At 44.2% G+C, this 16,766-nt stretch carries 18 protein-coding genes; 13 read left to right on the top strand and 5 right to left on the bottom strand.

Annotated features, from left to right (window positions below):
* Window positions 1–451 precede the first annotated feature (451 nt).
* Both dnaN and dnaA read right to left on the bottom strand, forming a co-directional pair.
* Window positions 452–1,591, bottom strand: a complete 1,140-nt coding sequence (gene dnaN / locus FFM75_RS09685; protein WP_137628973.1) for a DNA polymerase III subunit beta — start codon at window positions 1,589–1,591, stop codon at window positions 452–454.
* Window positions 1,592–1,764: 173 nt separating this feature from the next.
* A complete protein-coding gene (gene dnaA, locus FFM75_RS09680) occupies window positions 1,765–3,126 on the bottom strand; it encodes a chromosomal replication initiator protein DnaA (protein WP_137628972.1) in 1,362 nt (453 codons plus the stop codon).
* A 508-nt stretch (window positions 3,127–3,634) separates the two neighbouring features.
* On the opposite strand from dnaA, the gene rpmH reads away from it, so the two are divergent.
* The 8 genes from rpmH to FFM75_RS09640 all read left to right on the top strand — a co-directional run bounded on the left by rpmH (window position 3,635) and on the right by FFM75_RS09640 (window position 11,100).
* A complete protein-coding gene (gene rpmH / locus FFM75_RS09675) occupies window positions 3,635–3,769 on the top strand; it encodes a 50S ribosomal protein L34 (RefSeq protein WP_002829327.1) in 135 nt (44 codons plus the stop codon).
* 117 nt (window positions 3,770–3,886) lie between these two features.
* Window positions 3,887–4,231 (top strand): ribonuclease P protein component, encoded by a 345-nt coding sequence (rnpA, locus tag FFM75_RS09670; RefSeq protein ID WP_137628971.1) that lies wholly within the window; start codon window positions 3,887–3,889, stop codon window positions 4,229–4,231.
* Window positions 4,232–4,245: 14 nt separating this feature from the next.
* Entirely contained in the window at window positions 4,246–5,079 is an 834-nt protein-coding gene (yidC, locus tag FFM75_RS09665) for a membrane protein insertase YidC (protein WP_137628970.1), read from the top strand.
* Window positions 5,080–5,309: 230 nt separating this feature from the next.
* A complete protein-coding gene (gene jag, locus FFM75_RS09660; protein ID WP_137628969.1) occupies window positions 5,310–6,155 on the top strand; it encodes an RNA-binding cell elongation regulator Jag/EloR in 846 nt (281 codons plus the stop codon).
* 239 nt (window positions 6,156–6,394) lie between these two features.
* Complete coding sequence (mnmE, locus tag FFM75_RS09655) at window positions 6,395–7,786, top strand: tRNA uridine-5-carboxymethylaminomethyl(34) synthesis GTPase MnmE (protein ID WP_137628968.1); 1,392 nt, start codon at window positions 6,395–6,397, stop codon at window positions 7,784–7,786.
* 26 nt (window positions 7,787–7,812) lie between these two features.
* Window positions 7,813–9,726: a tRNA uridine-5-carboxymethylaminomethyl(34) synthesis enzyme MnmG gene (gene mnmG / locus FFM75_RS09650; RefSeq protein ID WP_137628967.1), complete on the top strand. Its 1,914-nt coding sequence runs from the start codon at window positions 7,813–7,815 to the stop codon at window positions 9,724–9,726.
* Between the two features lie 150 nt (window positions 9,727–9,876).
* Entirely contained in the window at window positions 9,877–10,464 is a 588-nt protein-coding gene (gene lepB, locus FFM75_RS09645) for a signal peptidase I (protein WP_137628966.1), read from the top strand.
* A gap of 246 nt (window positions 10,465–10,710) precedes the next feature.
* Complete coding sequence (locus FFM75_RS09640; protein ID WP_137628965.1) at window positions 10,711–11,100, top strand: helix-turn-helix domain-containing protein; 390 nt, start codon at window positions 10,711–10,713, stop codon at window positions 11,098–11,100.
* Between the two features lie 51 nt (window positions 11,101–11,151).
* On the opposite strand, the gene FFM75_RS09635 is transcribed toward FFM75_RS09640, so the two are convergent.
* The gene (locus FFM75_RS09635) at window positions 11,152–12,027 is read right to left on the bottom strand and encodes a DegV family protein (RefSeq protein WP_137628964.1); all 876 of its coding nucleotides are present in this window, start codon (window positions 12,025–12,027) and stop codon (window positions 11,152–11,154) included.
* 300 nt (window positions 12,028–12,327) lie between these two features.
* On the opposite strand from FFM75_RS09635, the gene FFM75_RS09630 reads away from it, so the two are divergent.
* Window positions 12,328–12,795 carry a GNAT family N-acetyltransferase gene (locus FFM75_RS09630; protein ID WP_223876654.1) on the top strand — a complete coding sequence of 156 codons (468 nt, stop codon included), beginning with the start codon at window positions 12,328–12,330 and terminating at the stop codon, window positions 12,793–12,795.
* Between the two features lie 51 nt (window positions 12,796–12,846).
* Here FFM75_RS09630 and FFM75_RS09625 read toward each other — a convergent pair whose 3' ends face one another.
* Entirely contained in the window at window positions 12,847–13,395 is a 549-nt protein-coding gene (locus FFM75_RS09625) for a hypothetical protein (RefSeq protein WP_137628963.1), read from the bottom strand.
* A gap of 470 nt (window positions 13,396–13,865) precedes the next feature.
* On the opposite strand from FFM75_RS09625, the gene FFM75_RS14145 reads away from it, so the two are divergent.
* Window positions 13,866–13,991 (top strand): hypothetical protein, encoded by a 126-nt coding sequence (locus FFM75_RS14145; protein ID WP_263390553.1) that lies wholly within the window; start codon window positions 13,866–13,868, stop codon window positions 13,989–13,991.
* Between the two features lie 91 nt (window positions 13,992–14,082).
* Entirely contained in the window at window positions 14,083–14,886 is an 804-nt protein-coding gene (locus FFM75_RS09620) for a 2-keto-4-pentenoate hydratase (protein ID WP_137628962.1), read from the top strand.
* An 89-nt stretch (window positions 14,887–14,975) separates the two neighbouring features.
* Here FFM75_RS09620 and FFM75_RS09615 read toward each other — a convergent pair whose 3' ends face one another.
* Entirely contained in the window at window positions 14,976–15,512 is a 537-nt protein-coding gene (locus FFM75_RS09615; protein WP_137628961.1) for a phenolic acid decarboxylase, read from the bottom strand.
* 118 nt (window positions 15,513–15,630) lie between these two features.
* Between FFM75_RS09615 and FFM75_RS09610 the strand changes: the two genes are divergently transcribed.
* Together FFM75_RS09610 and FFM75_RS09605 are read left to right on the top strand one after the other, a co-directional pair.
* Window positions 15,631–16,182, top strand: a complete 552-nt coding sequence (locus tag FFM75_RS09610; protein WP_137628960.1) for a PadR family transcriptional regulator — start codon at window positions 15,631–15,633, stop codon at window positions 16,180–16,182.
* A gap of 102 nt (window positions 16,183–16,284) precedes the next feature.
* Window positions 16,285–16,746, top strand: a complete 462-nt coding sequence (locus tag FFM75_RS09605) for a universal stress protein (protein WP_137628959.1) — start codon at window positions 16,285–16,287, stop codon at window positions 16,744–16,746.
* The last annotated feature ends 20 nt before the right edge of the window (window positions 16,747–16,766 follow it).

Genomic DNA, 16,766 nt, shown 5'->3' with positions numbered 1-16,766 from the left:
CCGTTTTTTTTATGAAAATTCAATTTTTAACCGCGTTAAGAGCCATTTTAAGCCGATTTAAGCAAAACTAATGTCGGGGTACTAACCTGGGGGTAAATTCGCTAAAATTCGAAAAAAACGGGGATTTTGTTAAAATCGGCGTTTTTTTCGCACTAAAATGCTTTGAAAACACATTGCTTTACGACAAAGTAACAGCTTGTTAGTTTAGTAACCCAGTCGCTGCCAACGATTGCACCCCCCTAACCGGTCTTAGTTCACCGGTAAAACTAGTCCGCATTAATAACAACTGCATAAATAAGCGTGCCTGTCAGTTCCAATGTAACTTTAAAAGTCACATGCTAATAAAGCCCTGACTCACTCCCCCTTTTCCACGTTAATGGCCGTAAAAAAAGCCGGCCAATCGACTATCGATTGACCGGCTAAAGGCGTTCTTTGAATAATTATTCAGTGATTAAAATGTGCGCACTGGCGTAATTAACTGAATAAAGTTCTCACCGTCTTCAGTTGGGACTAACGTGAATGGGCGTAACGCCATCGTGAAGGAAATTTTGATCATCGCTTGTCCGAATGACCGCAGCGCTTCTTTCATGTAATCCGGGTTGAATGAAATTTCTAATTCATCACCACTTAATTCAGCTGGTTGCAACTTTTCAGTCACTTCCCCAACATCTGGAGAGTTCCCAAAAATCGTAATGGTTTTGTCCGTTGGATTAACTGAGAACCGCACCACGTTATTGCGACTTTCATGTGATAACAATGACGCCCGTTCGATAGCTGCTGATAAAGCCGGCGCTTCGATTTCAACCGTCGTATTAGATTCTTTTGGAATCAAACGTGAGGTATCCGGGTAATTGCCTTCCAACAAGCGCGAATAGAATGCCGTATTACCTAACACAAAGAGCACTTGGTTTTCAGATAACCGCATTTGCACATCGGGATTATTGTCCCCGATCATCCGGGATAATTCCGTTAAACTCTTCCCCGGAATAATCACATCATAATCGGCATTGTTAGCTTCTGGTAACTTGATTTTACGTTGACTCAAACGATGCGAATCAGTCGCTACGGCCAGGAATTCACCGTCTTTTAAGATAAAGTGAACCCCTGTTAAGATCGGCCGACTTTCTTGATTGGAAACGGCGATGACGGTCTGACCAATCAATTCTTTAAAGACATCACCGGCTAACGTAATCGTATTAGTCGTATCAATTTCGGGTAAGTGTGGATAGTTATCTGGATCTAACCCATTGATCGTAAATGAAGCTGCACCTGAGGTGATCTGAGTTTGGAACCCATCAACCAAGGCCACAGTCATCGTATCTTCTGGCAATTTTTTAACGATTTCACTAAAGAAACGGGCAGTTAACACAACTGAACCAGGTTCTTCAACAACTAACGTATTGTTATCATCGTCAGCTGGAATGGTCGTTTCGATTGAAATATCGGCGTCGCTCCCAGTTAAGGTAATGCCATCAGTTGAAACGTCGATTTTTAACCCAGTTAGGATTGGAATCGTGGTTTTAGACGAAATTGCCCGTTGGACATTGGTTAATTCTTTAATAAAGGCTGATCGATTGATCGTGAACTTCATAAGTTAATCCTCTCTTCTTGGTGACACGGTTTATATATATTAATAAATAAAATTCAGTAGTAATAGTAGGGCAGTGGGTATTGTGGAAAAGTTTTGGAACCCTACGAACCATCGAGTTTTCCACATGTGCATAAGTTGTGGAAAACTTTGCTAGTTTTATCTGGTTATCCACATTACGCTTTGAGCTGACTCTTTAAATCACCGATGGCTTGTTGGAGTTCCGTATCGGTTTTTAGCGCCGCTGATATTTTATCATATGCATGGATCACCGTCGTGTGATCTTTACCGCCGAATTCATTCCCAATTCGTGGCAAGGAACTGTCGGTCAATTCACGTGATAAATACATCGCGATTTGCCGTGGGGTCACGATTTGCTTGTTACGTTTCTTCCCCTTCAAGTCAGCCATAGTTATATGGTAGTACTTGGCCACTTTTTCTTGAATAATCGGAATCGACACTTCAGAAAGCTTACTATTAAGATTCAAACTCTTGAGTGCATCAGCCACTAAACTGGTCGTAATTGGTGAATTATTTAGTCGTGAATAAGCCTGAACACGGGCTAAAGCCCCTTCTAATTCACGGACGTTAGAGTCGATTTGACCGGCGATGTAACTTAAAGTGTCGTCAGGAATATCGATATTTTCTAGGTCAGCTTTATTACGCAAAATAGCGATCCGCGTTTCAAGGTCTGGTGGCGTGATATCAACTGATAAGCCCCATTTGAACCGTGAAACTAGCCGATCTTGTAATTTGGGAATTTCATTTGGTAAGCGATCTGAAGTTAACACGATTTGTTTGTCATCTTCATAGAGCGCATTAAATGTATGGAAGAATTCTTCTTGCGTGGCTTCTTTACTAGCAAAAAATTGAATATCGTCGACAAGTAACAAGTCAACGTTACGGTATTCTTCTCGAAAAGCTTCTTGCGTCCCAGTTTGAATTGCATTGATCAAATCGTTGGTGAAAGCTTCACTCGTGACATATTTGACTTTGTAATTTGGATTCGTTTCGAATAATTTGTTACCGATGGCGTGCATCAAGTGGGTCTTACCTAGCCCGACGCCCCCATAGAAAAACAACGGATTATACATTGTCCCAGGTTCTTCTGAGACAACTAACGCTGCGGCATGGGCCATTTGGTTCCCCTTGCCGATGACGAAGCTTTCAAATGTATATTTCGGGTTGAGTTTCGTTTCCCGCATAAATGTGGGGGTAGTTGCCGTGGCGGTATTGTCACCTGCAACGTTACCGGTAGATGCTTGCGATTTTTTCGCGAGCTGCTGACGTTCTTCTTCGGTGATCATCACGGGACTGATCTCTTCGTTAGTTGCTTGAAAGGCGTAATCGCGAAACTTATCGGCGAGATTATTTTCCCAATAATCGCGATGAAGTTTGGTTGGGACTTCAATCGTCATTTGTGACTGATTGAGTTGCAACGGATTCGCAGGTTCAACAAACGTTTGAAAAGTCATCGCTGAAAGATCATTCTTCAAAGAGAACTTAATGATGTTCCATAAGTCATTACGTTCCAGCACATGGATACCCCTTTTCTTAAAAAACGTAAGTCTATTTTAGCATGAACAATAAAAGTTTTCCACAGGCAGTATAGACAGGTGTTAAAATTAATCACAAGGTGTCATTTGAGTTATGCACAGGCTGTTTAAAAATGGGAGAAATTCTCCAAAATGTAAGTTGTCCACAAAAGCCAGTTCAAAAATGACCTTGATAGGACAAGGACTGTTTGAGTTATGCACATCAAAAATGTGGCTTGTGGATAACTAAATCACAGGGTGTCAGTTTGTCGATAAGCTTGTGCGCAAGTTGGGGATTGTTTTTGATAGTGTCCGAATAATCCACAAGAAAAATTGATGGTAAGCGGGTTAAATGTGGACAAAAACCGCGACAGATTATTAATTTGATGGTTTTCAAATTAGAAAATATATGCTATAGTATCTAGGAAATGCGTTTAAGATGTAGACTGCGTTTTGAAAATAACGACTTAATCGAATTGATTCATGTCATTATGGAGAAGGAGGTGTCATGATGAAGAGAACTTACCAACCAAAGAAGCGGCATCGTCAACGTGTCCATGGCTTCCGCAAACGGATGAGCACCAGCAATGGCCGTAAAGTGTTAGCTCGTCGACGCCAAAAAGGCAGAAAAGTATTGTCTGCATAGGCCACTGATAATCAGTGGCTTTTTCTTTACAGTCCTGAGTGACTTCGGTTGCTGAGGGCTGTAAAGTTGTGTAGCAATTCGCTCAGGTGAGCTTGGGCGCACACATGGAGATGGATTATGCGAAAATCATATCGGGTAAAAAAAGAAGCTGATTTTCAGCAGGTTTTTGAGACCCGCAACTCGTATGCCAATCGTCAATTTGTCATTTATGTTTTGGATAAACCGGCGCAACCCCATTTTCGTGTCGGTATCTCAGTTGGTAAAAAAATTGGGAATGCCGTCGCTCGTAATTGGGTCAAGCGCCGGATTCGGCAATCAATCACGGAATTAAAGCCGCAACTTAAACAAGATGTCGACTTTCTCGTTATTGCGCGACCAACCATTGCTGGTAAGTCGCAAGCCGAAACCAAAGCTTATCTAAGCCATGCGCTAAAGCTAGCGCACCTGCTGGACAATGATTAAGTGAGGATATTCGTTTGAAAAAGTATAGAAAAATACTGGCAATGCTATCCGTGCTAGCCATTGCGCTAGTGCTAACTGGGTGTAGTAATACCCCGATTACGGAGCAAAGTACCGGGTTCTGGGATGGCGGGATCATCCTGAACTTCTCACGGGCGATCATTTGGTTATCGCACTTGTTCGGTCATAGCTACGGCTTAGGGATTATCGCCTTTACGTTGATCATTCGGATCATCATCTTACCGTTAATGATTTTCCAAACTCGGAATATGCTTGCGATGCAAGAAATCCAACCGCAGATGAAAGCTTTACAAAAGCAATATTCATCACGCGATATGGAAACGCAACAAAAGCTACAAGCCGAGATGAAGAAACTTTACAGTAAGTATGGCGTACATCCAATGGCCAGCATGTTGCCATTGTTAGTTCAAATGCCAATCTTGATTGCCTTATATCAAGCAATTTGGCGTACTAATGTCTTGAAGACGGGGACTTTCTTATGGTTACGCCTTGGTGACAAAGATCCGTACTATATTTTGCCGATTTTAGCGGCGCTGTTCACGTTTGCTAGTTCTTGGTTAGCGATGAAGTCGCAACCAGAACAAAACGGGATGACGCAATGGATGACGTATTTGATGCCACTAGTCATTTTGATTACGGCCATTAACGTCCCATCCGCTTTATCACTTTACTGGGTTATTTCTAACGCGTTCCAAGTTGGTCAAACAATGTTGTTGCAAAACCCATTTAAGATTAACCGTGAACGTGCAGAAAAGCAGCAAAAGGAAAAAGATCGCAAACGGAACATTGAACGAGCCAAGAAGCGTGCGATTAGAAATCATAAACGTTAATACGATGGACCTGCCATGTGTGGTGGGTCTTTTTTTGTGGCGTTTGATGGCTGCTAGTGAGCAGCAAGTCTCAAGTTGGGTCAACAGAAGGCCAATGAAGATCGCAATTAGTTGCGCTGATATTTACTGGTTAGTCAAAAATAGACATTAGCTGCTCGTGACCAGTTCGTACCCCAAATGCTAGTGTGAAATGCTATAATAAGCACAGGTATTTTACGAGGAGGATTATTATGGCAGTATTTGAAGGTAATACCGTCGAAGCAGCGATTGCGGCTGGTCTGAAACAATTACATACGACCCGCGATCAAGTTGAAATCGAAGTGGTTGAAGCGCCGAAAAAAGGTTTTTTAGGGCTTGGCAAGCGACCAGCACAAGTTAAAGTTAGTCAAAAAGTCATGCCAGCATCGGCGGCCCCATGTCATACCCAATCGGCAGCAACAGCTGTCTCAGCGCAAGCCGCTCCCGTGGCAGCGGCAGTTAAACCGGTCACACCAACCAAGGTGGCACCTAAGTCAGATGCTGCCTCTAAACCAGCAGTGAAGGCCGCGGTCTCAACTAAAGCCGTTTCGGCTGACGATACCCCGAAAAAGACGCCGGCTGAAATTGCGGCGCGGCAGGCTGCAAATGAACAAGCCGTGCGGGATTTGAGTGCATATTTGTTAGAAATCGTGAAACAGCTTGGCATTACGTCGGATTTAGATGTCGATTTTGGCAATCGGTATGCAACCCTAAATTTTGATACCGCTAAGCAAGGGCTATTAATTGGGAAGCATGGTCGAACGATCAATGCGCTCCAAGATTTAGCGCAAGTCTACATGAACCATCATGGGGCCTCACATGTTAATGTGGTGTTAGATGTTGATGACTATCGGGCACGGCGCGAAGCCACTTTAAAACGATTGGCTGAAAGCACGGCACGCGAAGCTATTGCGACCGGGAAGCAAGTCTTTTTAGATCCGATGCCGTCGTTTGAACGTAAGTTGATTCACGCGGAGCTCGCTGATAATCACCATGTGACGACTTTTTCAGAAGGTCGTGATCCGCATCGAGCCGTGGTGGTGGCGATTCGTAAATAGTTCATTTAAGCAAACGCAAACAGGCGTTTGACAAACTTTAGATGAGCTATTATAGTAAGTATTAATCATTCTTATCTTTTAGATAAAGTAGTCAAAGTGCTTTATCCACGCTTTAAGGTGGCGTGGACTGGGCGCTTTTTTTCTGCAGTTTAGAACATATTGTTAACGATTTAGCACTGAAGCTTGGTATAGTATTAGGCGTTAAAACGCTGTTACACGGTTAGAAAGGAACTGATGACATGCCAACGACCACGGAATTTGATACGATTGCGGCCATTTCAACGCCACCTGGTGAAGGTGGGATTTCGATTATTCGGATTAGCGGGGAGCAAACGTTTCACGTCGTCGACCAAATCTTTAAAGGTAAAGATTTGCGTCAAGTTAAGAGCCATACGATCAATTATGGCCATATTGTAGACCCCGATACCCACCAGGAGATCGATGAAGTAATGGCTTCCGTGATGCGGGCGCCAAAGACCTATACGCGCGAAGATGTGATTGAAATCAATTGTCATGGGGGCTTAGTTGCCACAAATGAGATTTTACAATTGATTTTAATCCACGGTGCACGAATGGCTGAACCAGGAGAATTTACCAAACGGGCTTTCTTAAATGGCCGGTTAGATTTATCACAAGCTGAAGCCGTGATGGATTTAATTCGGGCTAAAACAGATAAGTCAATGAAGGTGGCTTTAAACCAATTAGATGGGAACTTATCGACGTTAATTCGGCATTTGCGGCAAGATATCTTAGATGTGTTAGCCCAAGTCGAAGTTAATATTGATTATCCTGAATACGATGCGGTTGAAGCAATGACGACCAAGATACTGAAAGAAAAAGCGACCGAAGTGGGTCAAAGTATCGATCAATTGTTGGCGACGGCCAAACAAGGTAAGGTCTTACGTGAAGGCTTGGCAACCGCTATTATTGGCCGGCCAAACGTTGGTAAGTCGAGCTTACTTAATCACTTATTACATGAAGATAAAGCAATCGTAACTGATGTTGCGGGGACGACGCGGGATGTGATCGAAGAATACGTGAATGTCCGTGGCGTACCGTTGAAATTAGTCGATACGGCTGGGATTCGCGATACCGATGATAAGGTCGAAAAAATCGGGGTCGAACGTAGTCGCAAAGCCATTGGTGCCGCAGATTTGGTCTTGTTAGTGCTGGATAATAGCCAACCACTGACGCCTGAAGATATCGAGCTGTTAGATGAGACCAAATCATCTAAACGTATCGTGATTTTAAATAAGACCGATCTACCAGCGAAATTAGATCCAGCAGCTTTGGCTGACCATGTGGATATGGCGGATGTCTTGAGCATGTCGGTCTTGCAACAAGCTGGTGTTGACCAATTAGAACACCGAATCGCGAAGATGTTCTTTAATGAAGGCATCGAAAGCAGTCAAAATAGTGTGATGGTAACGAATGCCCGGCATATTGGGTTATTGAATCAAGCTAAACAAGCCTTACAAGATGTGCAGACTGGTTTAGCCGCTGGGATGCCTGTTGACTTGGTCCAAATCGATATGACGCGGTGTTGGGAATTTCTCGGTCAAATTACCGGGGATAGCTATGAAAATGAATTATTAGATCAACTATTTAGTCAATTCTGTTTGGGTAAATAGCGGTAGACGGAGGAAAACAGTTAATCATGACAGAAGTAAAGCAATACGCTGGCCGCGACTACGACGTGATCGTCGTGGGTGCTGGCCATGCCGGTTCGGAAGCGGCACTAGCTGCCGCTCGAATGGGTAACCGCACGTTACTAATGACCATCAACCTTGATATGGTGGCCTTTATGCCTTGCAACCCGTCAGTCGGTGGTCCGGCTAAGGGGATTGTGGTTCGTGAAATCGATGCCTTAGGTGGCGAAATGGGTCGTAATATCGATAAGACTTATGTGCAAATGCGGATGTTAAATACCGGTAAAGGCCCGGCCGTACGGGCATTACGGGCCCAAGCAGATAAGCATGCGTACCATGCTGAAATGAAGCATACGATTGAACGTGAACCTAATTTAACGTTGCGTCAAGGCATCGTAGATGGCTTGATCGTTGAAGATGGCGTCTGTAAAGGGGTCATCACCAACACTGGCGCACGTTACAGTGCCAAAAGTGTGGTCCTCACGACTGGGACCGCAGCGCGTGGGAAGATCATTATTGGTGAATTGATGTATTCATCTGGTCCCAATAACTCCCAACCGGCCATGAAATTATCTGGTGATTTGGAAAAGCTAGGTTTTGATCTGGAACGCTTCAAGACTGGGACCCCACCACGTGTCGATGGGACGACGATTGACTATAGTGTGACGGAAGAGCAACCCGGCGATCCAGAACCACATCATTTTAGTTTTGAAACCAAAGATGAAGACTATATTGATCTCAAACATCAATTATCTTGCTGGTTAACTTACACCAATGAGACCACCCATCAAATTATTCGCGACAATCTCGACCGGGCACCCATGTTTACTGGGGTGATCGAAGGGGTTGGGCCACGGTATTGCCCATCGATTGAAGACAAGATCGTTCGGTTTGCCGATAAGAAGCGGCACCAGTTATTCTTGGAACCTGAAGGTCGGAACACGGATGAATGGTATGTCCAAGGATTATCAACGTCGATGCCGGAAGAAGTACAACAAGAAATCTTGCATTCCATCAAGGGATTAGAAGATGCTGAAATGATGCGGCCGGGTTATGCAATTGAATATGATGTTGTTGCACCATATCAATTAAAAGCCACGCTTGAAACGAAGCGGGTCCAAAATCTTTATACGGCCGGTCAAACCAACGGGACTTCTGGGTATGAAGAAGCGGCTGGTCAAGGCTTAATTGCGGGGATCAATGCGGGCTTACGGGCACTTGGTCGCGAGCAAATGACATTGAAGCGCAGCGATGCCTATATTGGTGTCATGATTGATGACTTGGTCACTAAAGGGACCAAAGAACCTTACCGATTGTTAACGAGTCGCGCCGAATATCGCTTGATCTTGCGGCATGATAATGCCGATTTGCGTTTGACGGATAAAGGCCGGGAATTAGGGCTAATTGATGACGACCGGTATGCGGCGTTTGAAGCAAAGCGCCAAGCTATCAAAGATGAACTTGACCGATTGGACAAAATCAGAATCAAGCCAAATGACGCGGTCAATGCCTTCTTACGGGCCCATCATTCTGGTGAACTTAAGGATGGCGTCTTGGCAGCGGACTTCTTAAAGCGGCCCGAAGTGCGGTATGCGGATTTGATGCAATTCATTCCCGCAGCGCCAGAACCACTTGAACGGCATATTATTGAACAAGTTGAAATTCAAATCAAATATGCTGGCTACATTAAGAAAGCTGAAGAACGTGTCGATCATTTGAAGAAGCTGGAAGCTAAAAAGATTCCAGACCGCATTGATTACGATGCTATCGATGGTTTAGCGACGGAAGCCCATCAAAAATTGAAGAAAATTCAACCAACGACGATTGCCCAAGCATCGCGGATCAGTGGGGTCAACCCAGCTGATATTGCCATCTTGAGTGTGTATATTCAGCAAGGACGGATTGCTAAAGTCCAAGCTTAACTCGTTCGGTTTTGCGTGATTGGTCATTGACTGATCACGCTTTTTTTTTGGCCAAATTTTAAATTTATGGTAACCATGAATGATTAACGGACACCGGCGATTAATTGGACTATAATTATTGAGAATTGTTTGGGTAGAGGGAGTCGTGGGATGAAAACGTTTAAGAACATAATGAGCTGGGTGCTACCAATTGTGGCTGGATTGTTAATTGCCATGTTAATTCGCCACTTTGTTTTTTCGATGGTGCGAGTCGATGGACCATCGATGGAACCAAATTTAGAAAATAATGAACGGGTCGCCGTCGTTAAAACGGCTAAAATCAAGCGATTGAGTGTGATTGTGTTTAACGCCTATCATGTTGATCCGGATGCGACTGCTAAGAATGTGAAATATGTGAAACGGGTCATCGGGATGCCTGGTGATACGGTGAGTTCGCGGAATGGTCAGCTTTATGTGAATGGTAAAAAGCTCAAACAGGACTTCATTAGTACCTTTGAGCGCACACAAGGCACTGGTGATTGGAACTTATGGTCGTTATCCAACAAAAACGGTTGGACGATTAAAACAACAAAAGTGCCGAAGAATAAGTACTTTGTTTTAGGTGATCATCGGTCGGTCTCGAACGATAGTCGATATTGGGGTTTTGTTCCGAAAAACAAAGTGATCGGGGTTGTGAAAGTCCCATTTTGGGATACTAGCGCCACTAAACGGCATAATGTGAATGCGTTAGGCCAATAAACTTAAAGCGGGTCGCTAGCTAACGCTGGCGACGCTTTTTTTATCAAGATGTTCGGAAAGCCAAACATTCCGTTGAATTTAAGCGGTAACAAGGCTAAAATGAGGACAACTACCTTAAACGAAATCTTGGCTTTAAGGTAATCATCAGGATGGTTACTGAACGAATAAAGCTTAATGGCAACCAGTGCAACAGATCCGGGATTCAGGTCGTGATCTGAATGAAAATGAATTAGAGGAGGCCCTTTCATGAGCGTTTTTGCAGATCGGTTAAAAACAGCGATGCAGCAAGCACAATTGACTTCGGCGCAATTATCGAAGCAGACTGGGATTGGTCGATCATCAATCAGCCAGTGGTTAAGTAGTAAATATGTGGCCAAGCATGATAAAGTCACCATTTTAGCGCAAGTATTAGATGTCACGCCGGAATGGTTGCTAGGTGCCGAACAAGTGACACCGGCTAACTTAGTCACGGCTGAGCCGACCGTTGCCCCTGAATTGATGTCGATTTGGGACCAATTAGATGCGGCGGGTCAAGCTAAGCTAATCAAAAAGGGCTATAAGTTGTTAGAAAAGGCCCCGGCGACACCTAAAAAGAAGAAGAAGAAGAACAAAAAGAAAAAGTCGAAGAAAGCGTAAGCTCACTCGACTTTTCACCGTAGTCACCGTTAATGGTGGCTATTTTTTTATTTAGTTGGTTTCAGTTGGCCATTTTTCCCAATCTTTAGCCCAAATTAAGCCCATGACGCCTTCGCCAACATGGACCCCAACGACGGGGCCAATTTCGCCTTCATCGATGGTCAAGTCTGGAAAACTGGCCTTCAAGTCAGCCGTCCACTCGGCTTGGAGTTTCGGATTGTTGCCATTCTCAATTGTGACGCGCAGTGGGTAATCAGCAGCGTCAATCGCGGCGGCTAGTTTGGCCTTGATGGCTTGATAGGCCCGGCGCATCGTGCGTTCTTTTTCAATGGCAACGATCTTGCCATCTTCAAAGGTCAAGACCGGCTTGATCCGCAACAAGTTTCCGACTAAACCGGAGGCATTGGATAAACGGCCGGTACGAACCAAATGACTTAAGTTGTCGACCACAAAGTAGACTTGCGTCGTATCGCGTAAATGTTGGAGCTGTTCAATGATTTGTTCAGGTGTTTGACCGGCAGCGACTAATTTAGCGGCTAGCAGGGCCATGTAAGCTTCCCCGGCGGCGGTAATTAGTGAATCAAACGGATAAACTTTAATATTAGTGACGTTTGGCAAGTAGCTTTCGAGATTCGTAATAAAGCTAGTAATGCCTGAAGATAAATGGATACTGATAACGGCATCATAACCTTCAGCGGCCAATTGGTCATACATTTGTTGCATTTGACCGAGTGTGATCTGAGTAGTCGTCGGTAATTCAGGTGCTGTCCGCATCCGTTCGTAGAACTCTTTGGACGTTATCTCGACGTTTTCTAGATAAGTTTGTTGACCAAAGATCACGGTAATCGGGACGACGTGAATGTCGTACTTTTGGATGTCTTCGGCGGACAAATAACTCGCACTATCGGTCACAATTGCTGTTCTCATTTTTCCCCTACTTTCATGATGAAAGATTTATGTTGTATTATACCGCTACCCTGGGCGTGAAGCTAGTTTACGACAGCCGATAATGACCAGCGATTAAACGTAGTGATGGGGTATTTGTATATTATGATGAGCTCACTCGGAATTGATTGATGAATTGTGATAAGCTATGGGGGAGTCAATTGACTTTGGCAGCGTGTACTGTTTGTTTTGAGCTAATTATGGCTTTATCAGTTGTAAACTGATTGTAATCGGTACCATAAACTCGCATAATGGGTAAAACAACAATGTGGGGTGGGACTGATGACAGAGATCCAAATTCGACCAGCAACTGCGGCTGATCAAGCGGCGTTAGCCCAAATTTATTTGACTGATCGGCAACAATATTTTCCATGGGTCGTCAATCCAGCCTTAAATGACTTTGAAGCCGACAGTCGCGGCGAGTTTATTTTAGTGGCGTGGCAAGGCAATCAGCGGGTAGGATTTAGCTCACTGTATCGCCTGGCGAACTTTATTCACTTATTATTCGTGGCCCCAGCGGCGCGCCAACAAGGGGTCGGCGAAGCCTTATTAACTGAATTACGCCAGTATGCGACCGAACCATTGACGTTGAAGTGCGTCATGGCAAATGAAGATGCACTGCGCTTTTATGCGAAGGTGGGCTTTCAAATTGTGGCAGCTGACCGCGACGCTTTTCCGCCCAATTATACGTTACGCGATACCCATACGAGTCAATATATTAAGTTAGCAAATGGTTATTCAGAAAACTGAATTAGCGATTAAAAAATAAAGCATTGGCACTTATAGCCAACGCTTTATTTTTTAGTGATTAATGCGGACAAAGACGGCTTGGGTAACGTCGTTATCAACGTCGCGAGCAACATGATAACCGGTCATCTTCAAGCTGCCGTGTTGACCACTAACGGTCTTTTTCAACGTTAAGGTTTGGGCAAAATCAATGCCGGATAGTTTACCTTTGAGTTTAATCACGGTTTGATGTTTTTTATTTTGACTGACCGTATAATTAACGGTCCCCGACACATTCAAATTATGGGCTTTTTTAGCCGCGGCTTTCGTTGCATAAAATTTAGGAATGTTGTAAATTACGACTTTACCGTTTTTCTTGAAGTCGTAAGCCTCCATCCCATTGCCGCTATTTGGATTTTTGATACTGCCAGCCACGTACCATAACCGATTCGTCACTTGAACCGTTTTTTTAACATACGCCGGCTTGAGTGCGGCTTGCGTTGTTGGTTGGCTTGATTTTGTAGCTGTTTTACTATTGTGGTTCGTTGCGAACCAGCCCCCGATAATGACGGCGGCAATTACGACAATCGTGCCAACGATTGTCCATTGACGCTTGTTTTTCATTTATTTTCCACCTCAGCTTTTCCAGCTTATTGTATCATAGTCACTTGCCGGACTGGTATTAGTTTGATGATAGCTTAAACGAAACTTGAAAAAGAAATCTCACTTTTTTTTAATAATTGGGTTGACAGAGGATTAAACCGGCGCTAAACTCTAACCATTAATTAAATTTAGATTAAAAACTTTGAGAAGGAACGGTCCTAATTGCCGTCCAGTTAGCGAGCTGTAGATTGGTGCAAGGCAGTCACGACGCATTAGGATAGATCACCTTTGAGTTGAACCCCGAAACTTAGTGGAGGCGGTTCTGGATGGTGCCCATTAGTGTACCGGCGTATCGCAATTGCTGTACGCGCTAAGGTGTTCGTTGTGAGGCGAACACGAATCAAAGGTGGTAACCCGTTATCGACGTCCTTTTATTAACTCTGTGGAGCTAATGAAAGGACGTTTTTTAGTCATGAAAGGTGGTGAGGACGATGAAATCGGACATTCAGGTGGCTAGTTATCAAATGGTCCGGCCAACGATAACTAGTCGCAGCACGACCCCGTTAAGACCAATCGTCTTCACGGTTGTCGTCAATCGGCCAGGGGACACATATTAGCTTTACTTGCGCTTAGGCGCACACATATTGAATCAAACACATATAGAACCAAATAACTAGAATTTTACACATAGAAATGGAGTGCTTGCTTATGACGACAATGACAACTACCGAAACTGAAACGACCTTTGCCCAACAACTATTTGAGGCTTTACAAACCCAACATGCATTAAATGCGACTGACTTTGCGACGACGGTCAGTGATGAAGATGCTGCTTATCGCGTCCAAGATCATTTAACGACCTTAAAAAATGCCCCAGTTGGTGGTTATAAAGTGTCGTTGACGAGTGCCGAAACCCAACAGATGTTTGCAACGGATCATCCCTTATATGGCGCTCAAGTCCAAGATCACTTTTTAGCCGCCCCGGCAAAAGTGCGTCTCAATCAATTGATGGCGCCGCTCGTTGAAGTCGAGTTGGTTTTTAAAGCCAAGGCGCCATTATCAGCGACTGACTCGTTAACGGACTTATGGCATAAAACGACCGTTGCGCCGGGCTTAGAATTACCGGATTCACGCTTTGCAGACTGGTTTCCCAGTTTAGCGAAGAACTTAGTTGTCGCGGATGCGGCCGTCGGGGGCTTAGTGGTTTATGGTGAGGAACAAGATACCGATCAACGCTTCGCGTCCGTGGATGCCGTGGCAACGGTCAATTGTGAATTGACACATGATGGCGAAACGTTAAAGACGGGCAATGCCAGTGAGGTCTTAGGTAATCCGTTAAACTCGTTGCACTGGTTAGTGGGCAAACTAGCAGCACAAGGTCGGGTTTTAACCGCCGGCCAACGGGTTTCTTCCGGGACATTTGTCTTACCACCGTATTTGACGGCCGGCCATTGGCAAGCCAATTTTGATCAACAACTCGGTCAAGTCGAATTAGATGTGACCAACGATTAAATAGCGTAAAAGATAACTTTCAACGTCAAAAAAAGGCGGCGACCAAGTCAAAATGGTCGCTGCCTTTTTTGATGTTTCACGTGAAACAATTAGTGGTTGCGGCGGTGATAGTTATCATCGAAATACTTACCAGCGCGGATATCGTCAGGCAAACCGGCGTAAGGTGCTTCGCTAATGACGTCATCATTGTCTTGACCCGCGTCACCGATATAAGTGATTGTGGCGAATTCTGGGACCACTAATTTTGGATAAGTTGCGTACTTTTCACGGGCTGCTTCCATGGTCGCGATATGTTCGTTTTGGAATGTGACGGTGATTTCAGGATGTTCTTGCACCCATTTCGGGAAGAAAATCGTGCCGTTAACTTTATTTTCATTTGGTAAGAAGTCTAAAGCGACGTCGGTCCCAGTTGGTTCCGTCCAAGCTACTTTGTAGATGCCTTCGGTGAGCATTACGATATTAGCTTCTTGGTCTTTGACCCAACGACCGGCGACCATTCCACCATGAATTCGGTAGTCAACGGTATGGTCGTTTTTAGCATACCATTCGTACTCCCAGCCGTTATCGTAAGTATAAATAAAATGAGTGCCTAAGAAATCGTCTAATGTTTTGAATGTTTTTGTCATTTTAAAGAACTTCCTTTGTAATTAGAATAGGTAAATTAAAACGTGTAATAAATTACATGTTTTAAACAACAAGGTTAGTGTATACTGAAGTCAAACATTCGTCAAGGGGGAACTTCCAATGGCGCAAAAAAACAAACTGCAATTTATCATTCTCGGGCTGCTCAATCAACAGCCATTAACGGGGTATGATTTAACGAAAGCTTTTGATACGGAAATAGGTGAATTCTGGCAAGCACAACATAGTCAAATCTATCCCCAATTAAAGCGGTTAGAGGATCAAGGCTATATCACGCATGAAATCACGATCAGTGGCGCGAAACTTGAAAAAAAGCTTTACCATATCACCGCTACTGGGACCGCCCTATTAAGCAGCTGGATCAGTGATGGGACGCCCGATTTAACGGCGACCAAAGATGAATTTATTTTAAAACTCTACTTTATTCAAAATAATCGTGATCCACGGTTACCTGGGATGCTGCAAGAACAATTGGCATTGCATACGGGGAAGTTGGCCCACTTAAAACAACGACTGACAACGGTCTTTCCAACCAAGGCCAGTCAAACCGAAAATTATGGGCATTTCTTGATTTTGCAACATGCATTAGGACGCGAAACTTACTATGTGGATTGGCTAAAGCAGACGCTTCAACAAATTTCAAAAAAACGTTAGGAACGCCTAAAAGTAAGTCGGCAGTGCCGACCTTTAACTAACCAAACTGTTATAATGATGATGGCAAACACCAAGTCAACCCAATGAGGAGGTATCCATACTATGGATAAGAGTCAGAACCAAGATCCTTTGATTTATCGACGGGTCTTATTAACTGTGGATGAAGACGATAATACGTCATCAGAACGGGCGTTTCGATATGCCACGACGTTGGCACATGATTATGATGTCACGCTAGGCATCGTGTCAGTGATGGAAAGTGAAGATATCAATATTTTTGATTCGCTGACGCCGTCAAAGATTCAGGCTAAACGTGAACACTTGCACCAAGTTGTCGATGATTACGTCAAAGCTGCCGAACAACTCGGCGTAAAAAAGGTTGAACCGCTAGTTTATGAGGGCGGCGACGTCGATGACGTTATTTTAGAAAACGTGATTCCAGATTTTGAACCGGACCTATTAGTGACCGGAGCCGATACGGCCTTTCCGCATTCCAAAATTGCGGGTGCTATTGGGCCGCGGTTAGCGAAGAAAGCGCCGATTTCAGTTATCGTGGTCCGTTAAGCGCATAGTTGAACCTTACC

This window comes from Lactiplantibacillus daowaiensis, assembly GCF_005405085.1.
GTDB classification, from domain to species: Bacteria; Bacillota; Bacilli; order Lactobacillales; family Lactobacillaceae; genus Lactiplantibacillus; species Lactiplantibacillus daowaiensis.
This window is presented reverse-complemented; position numbering and strand designations above follow the sequence as displayed.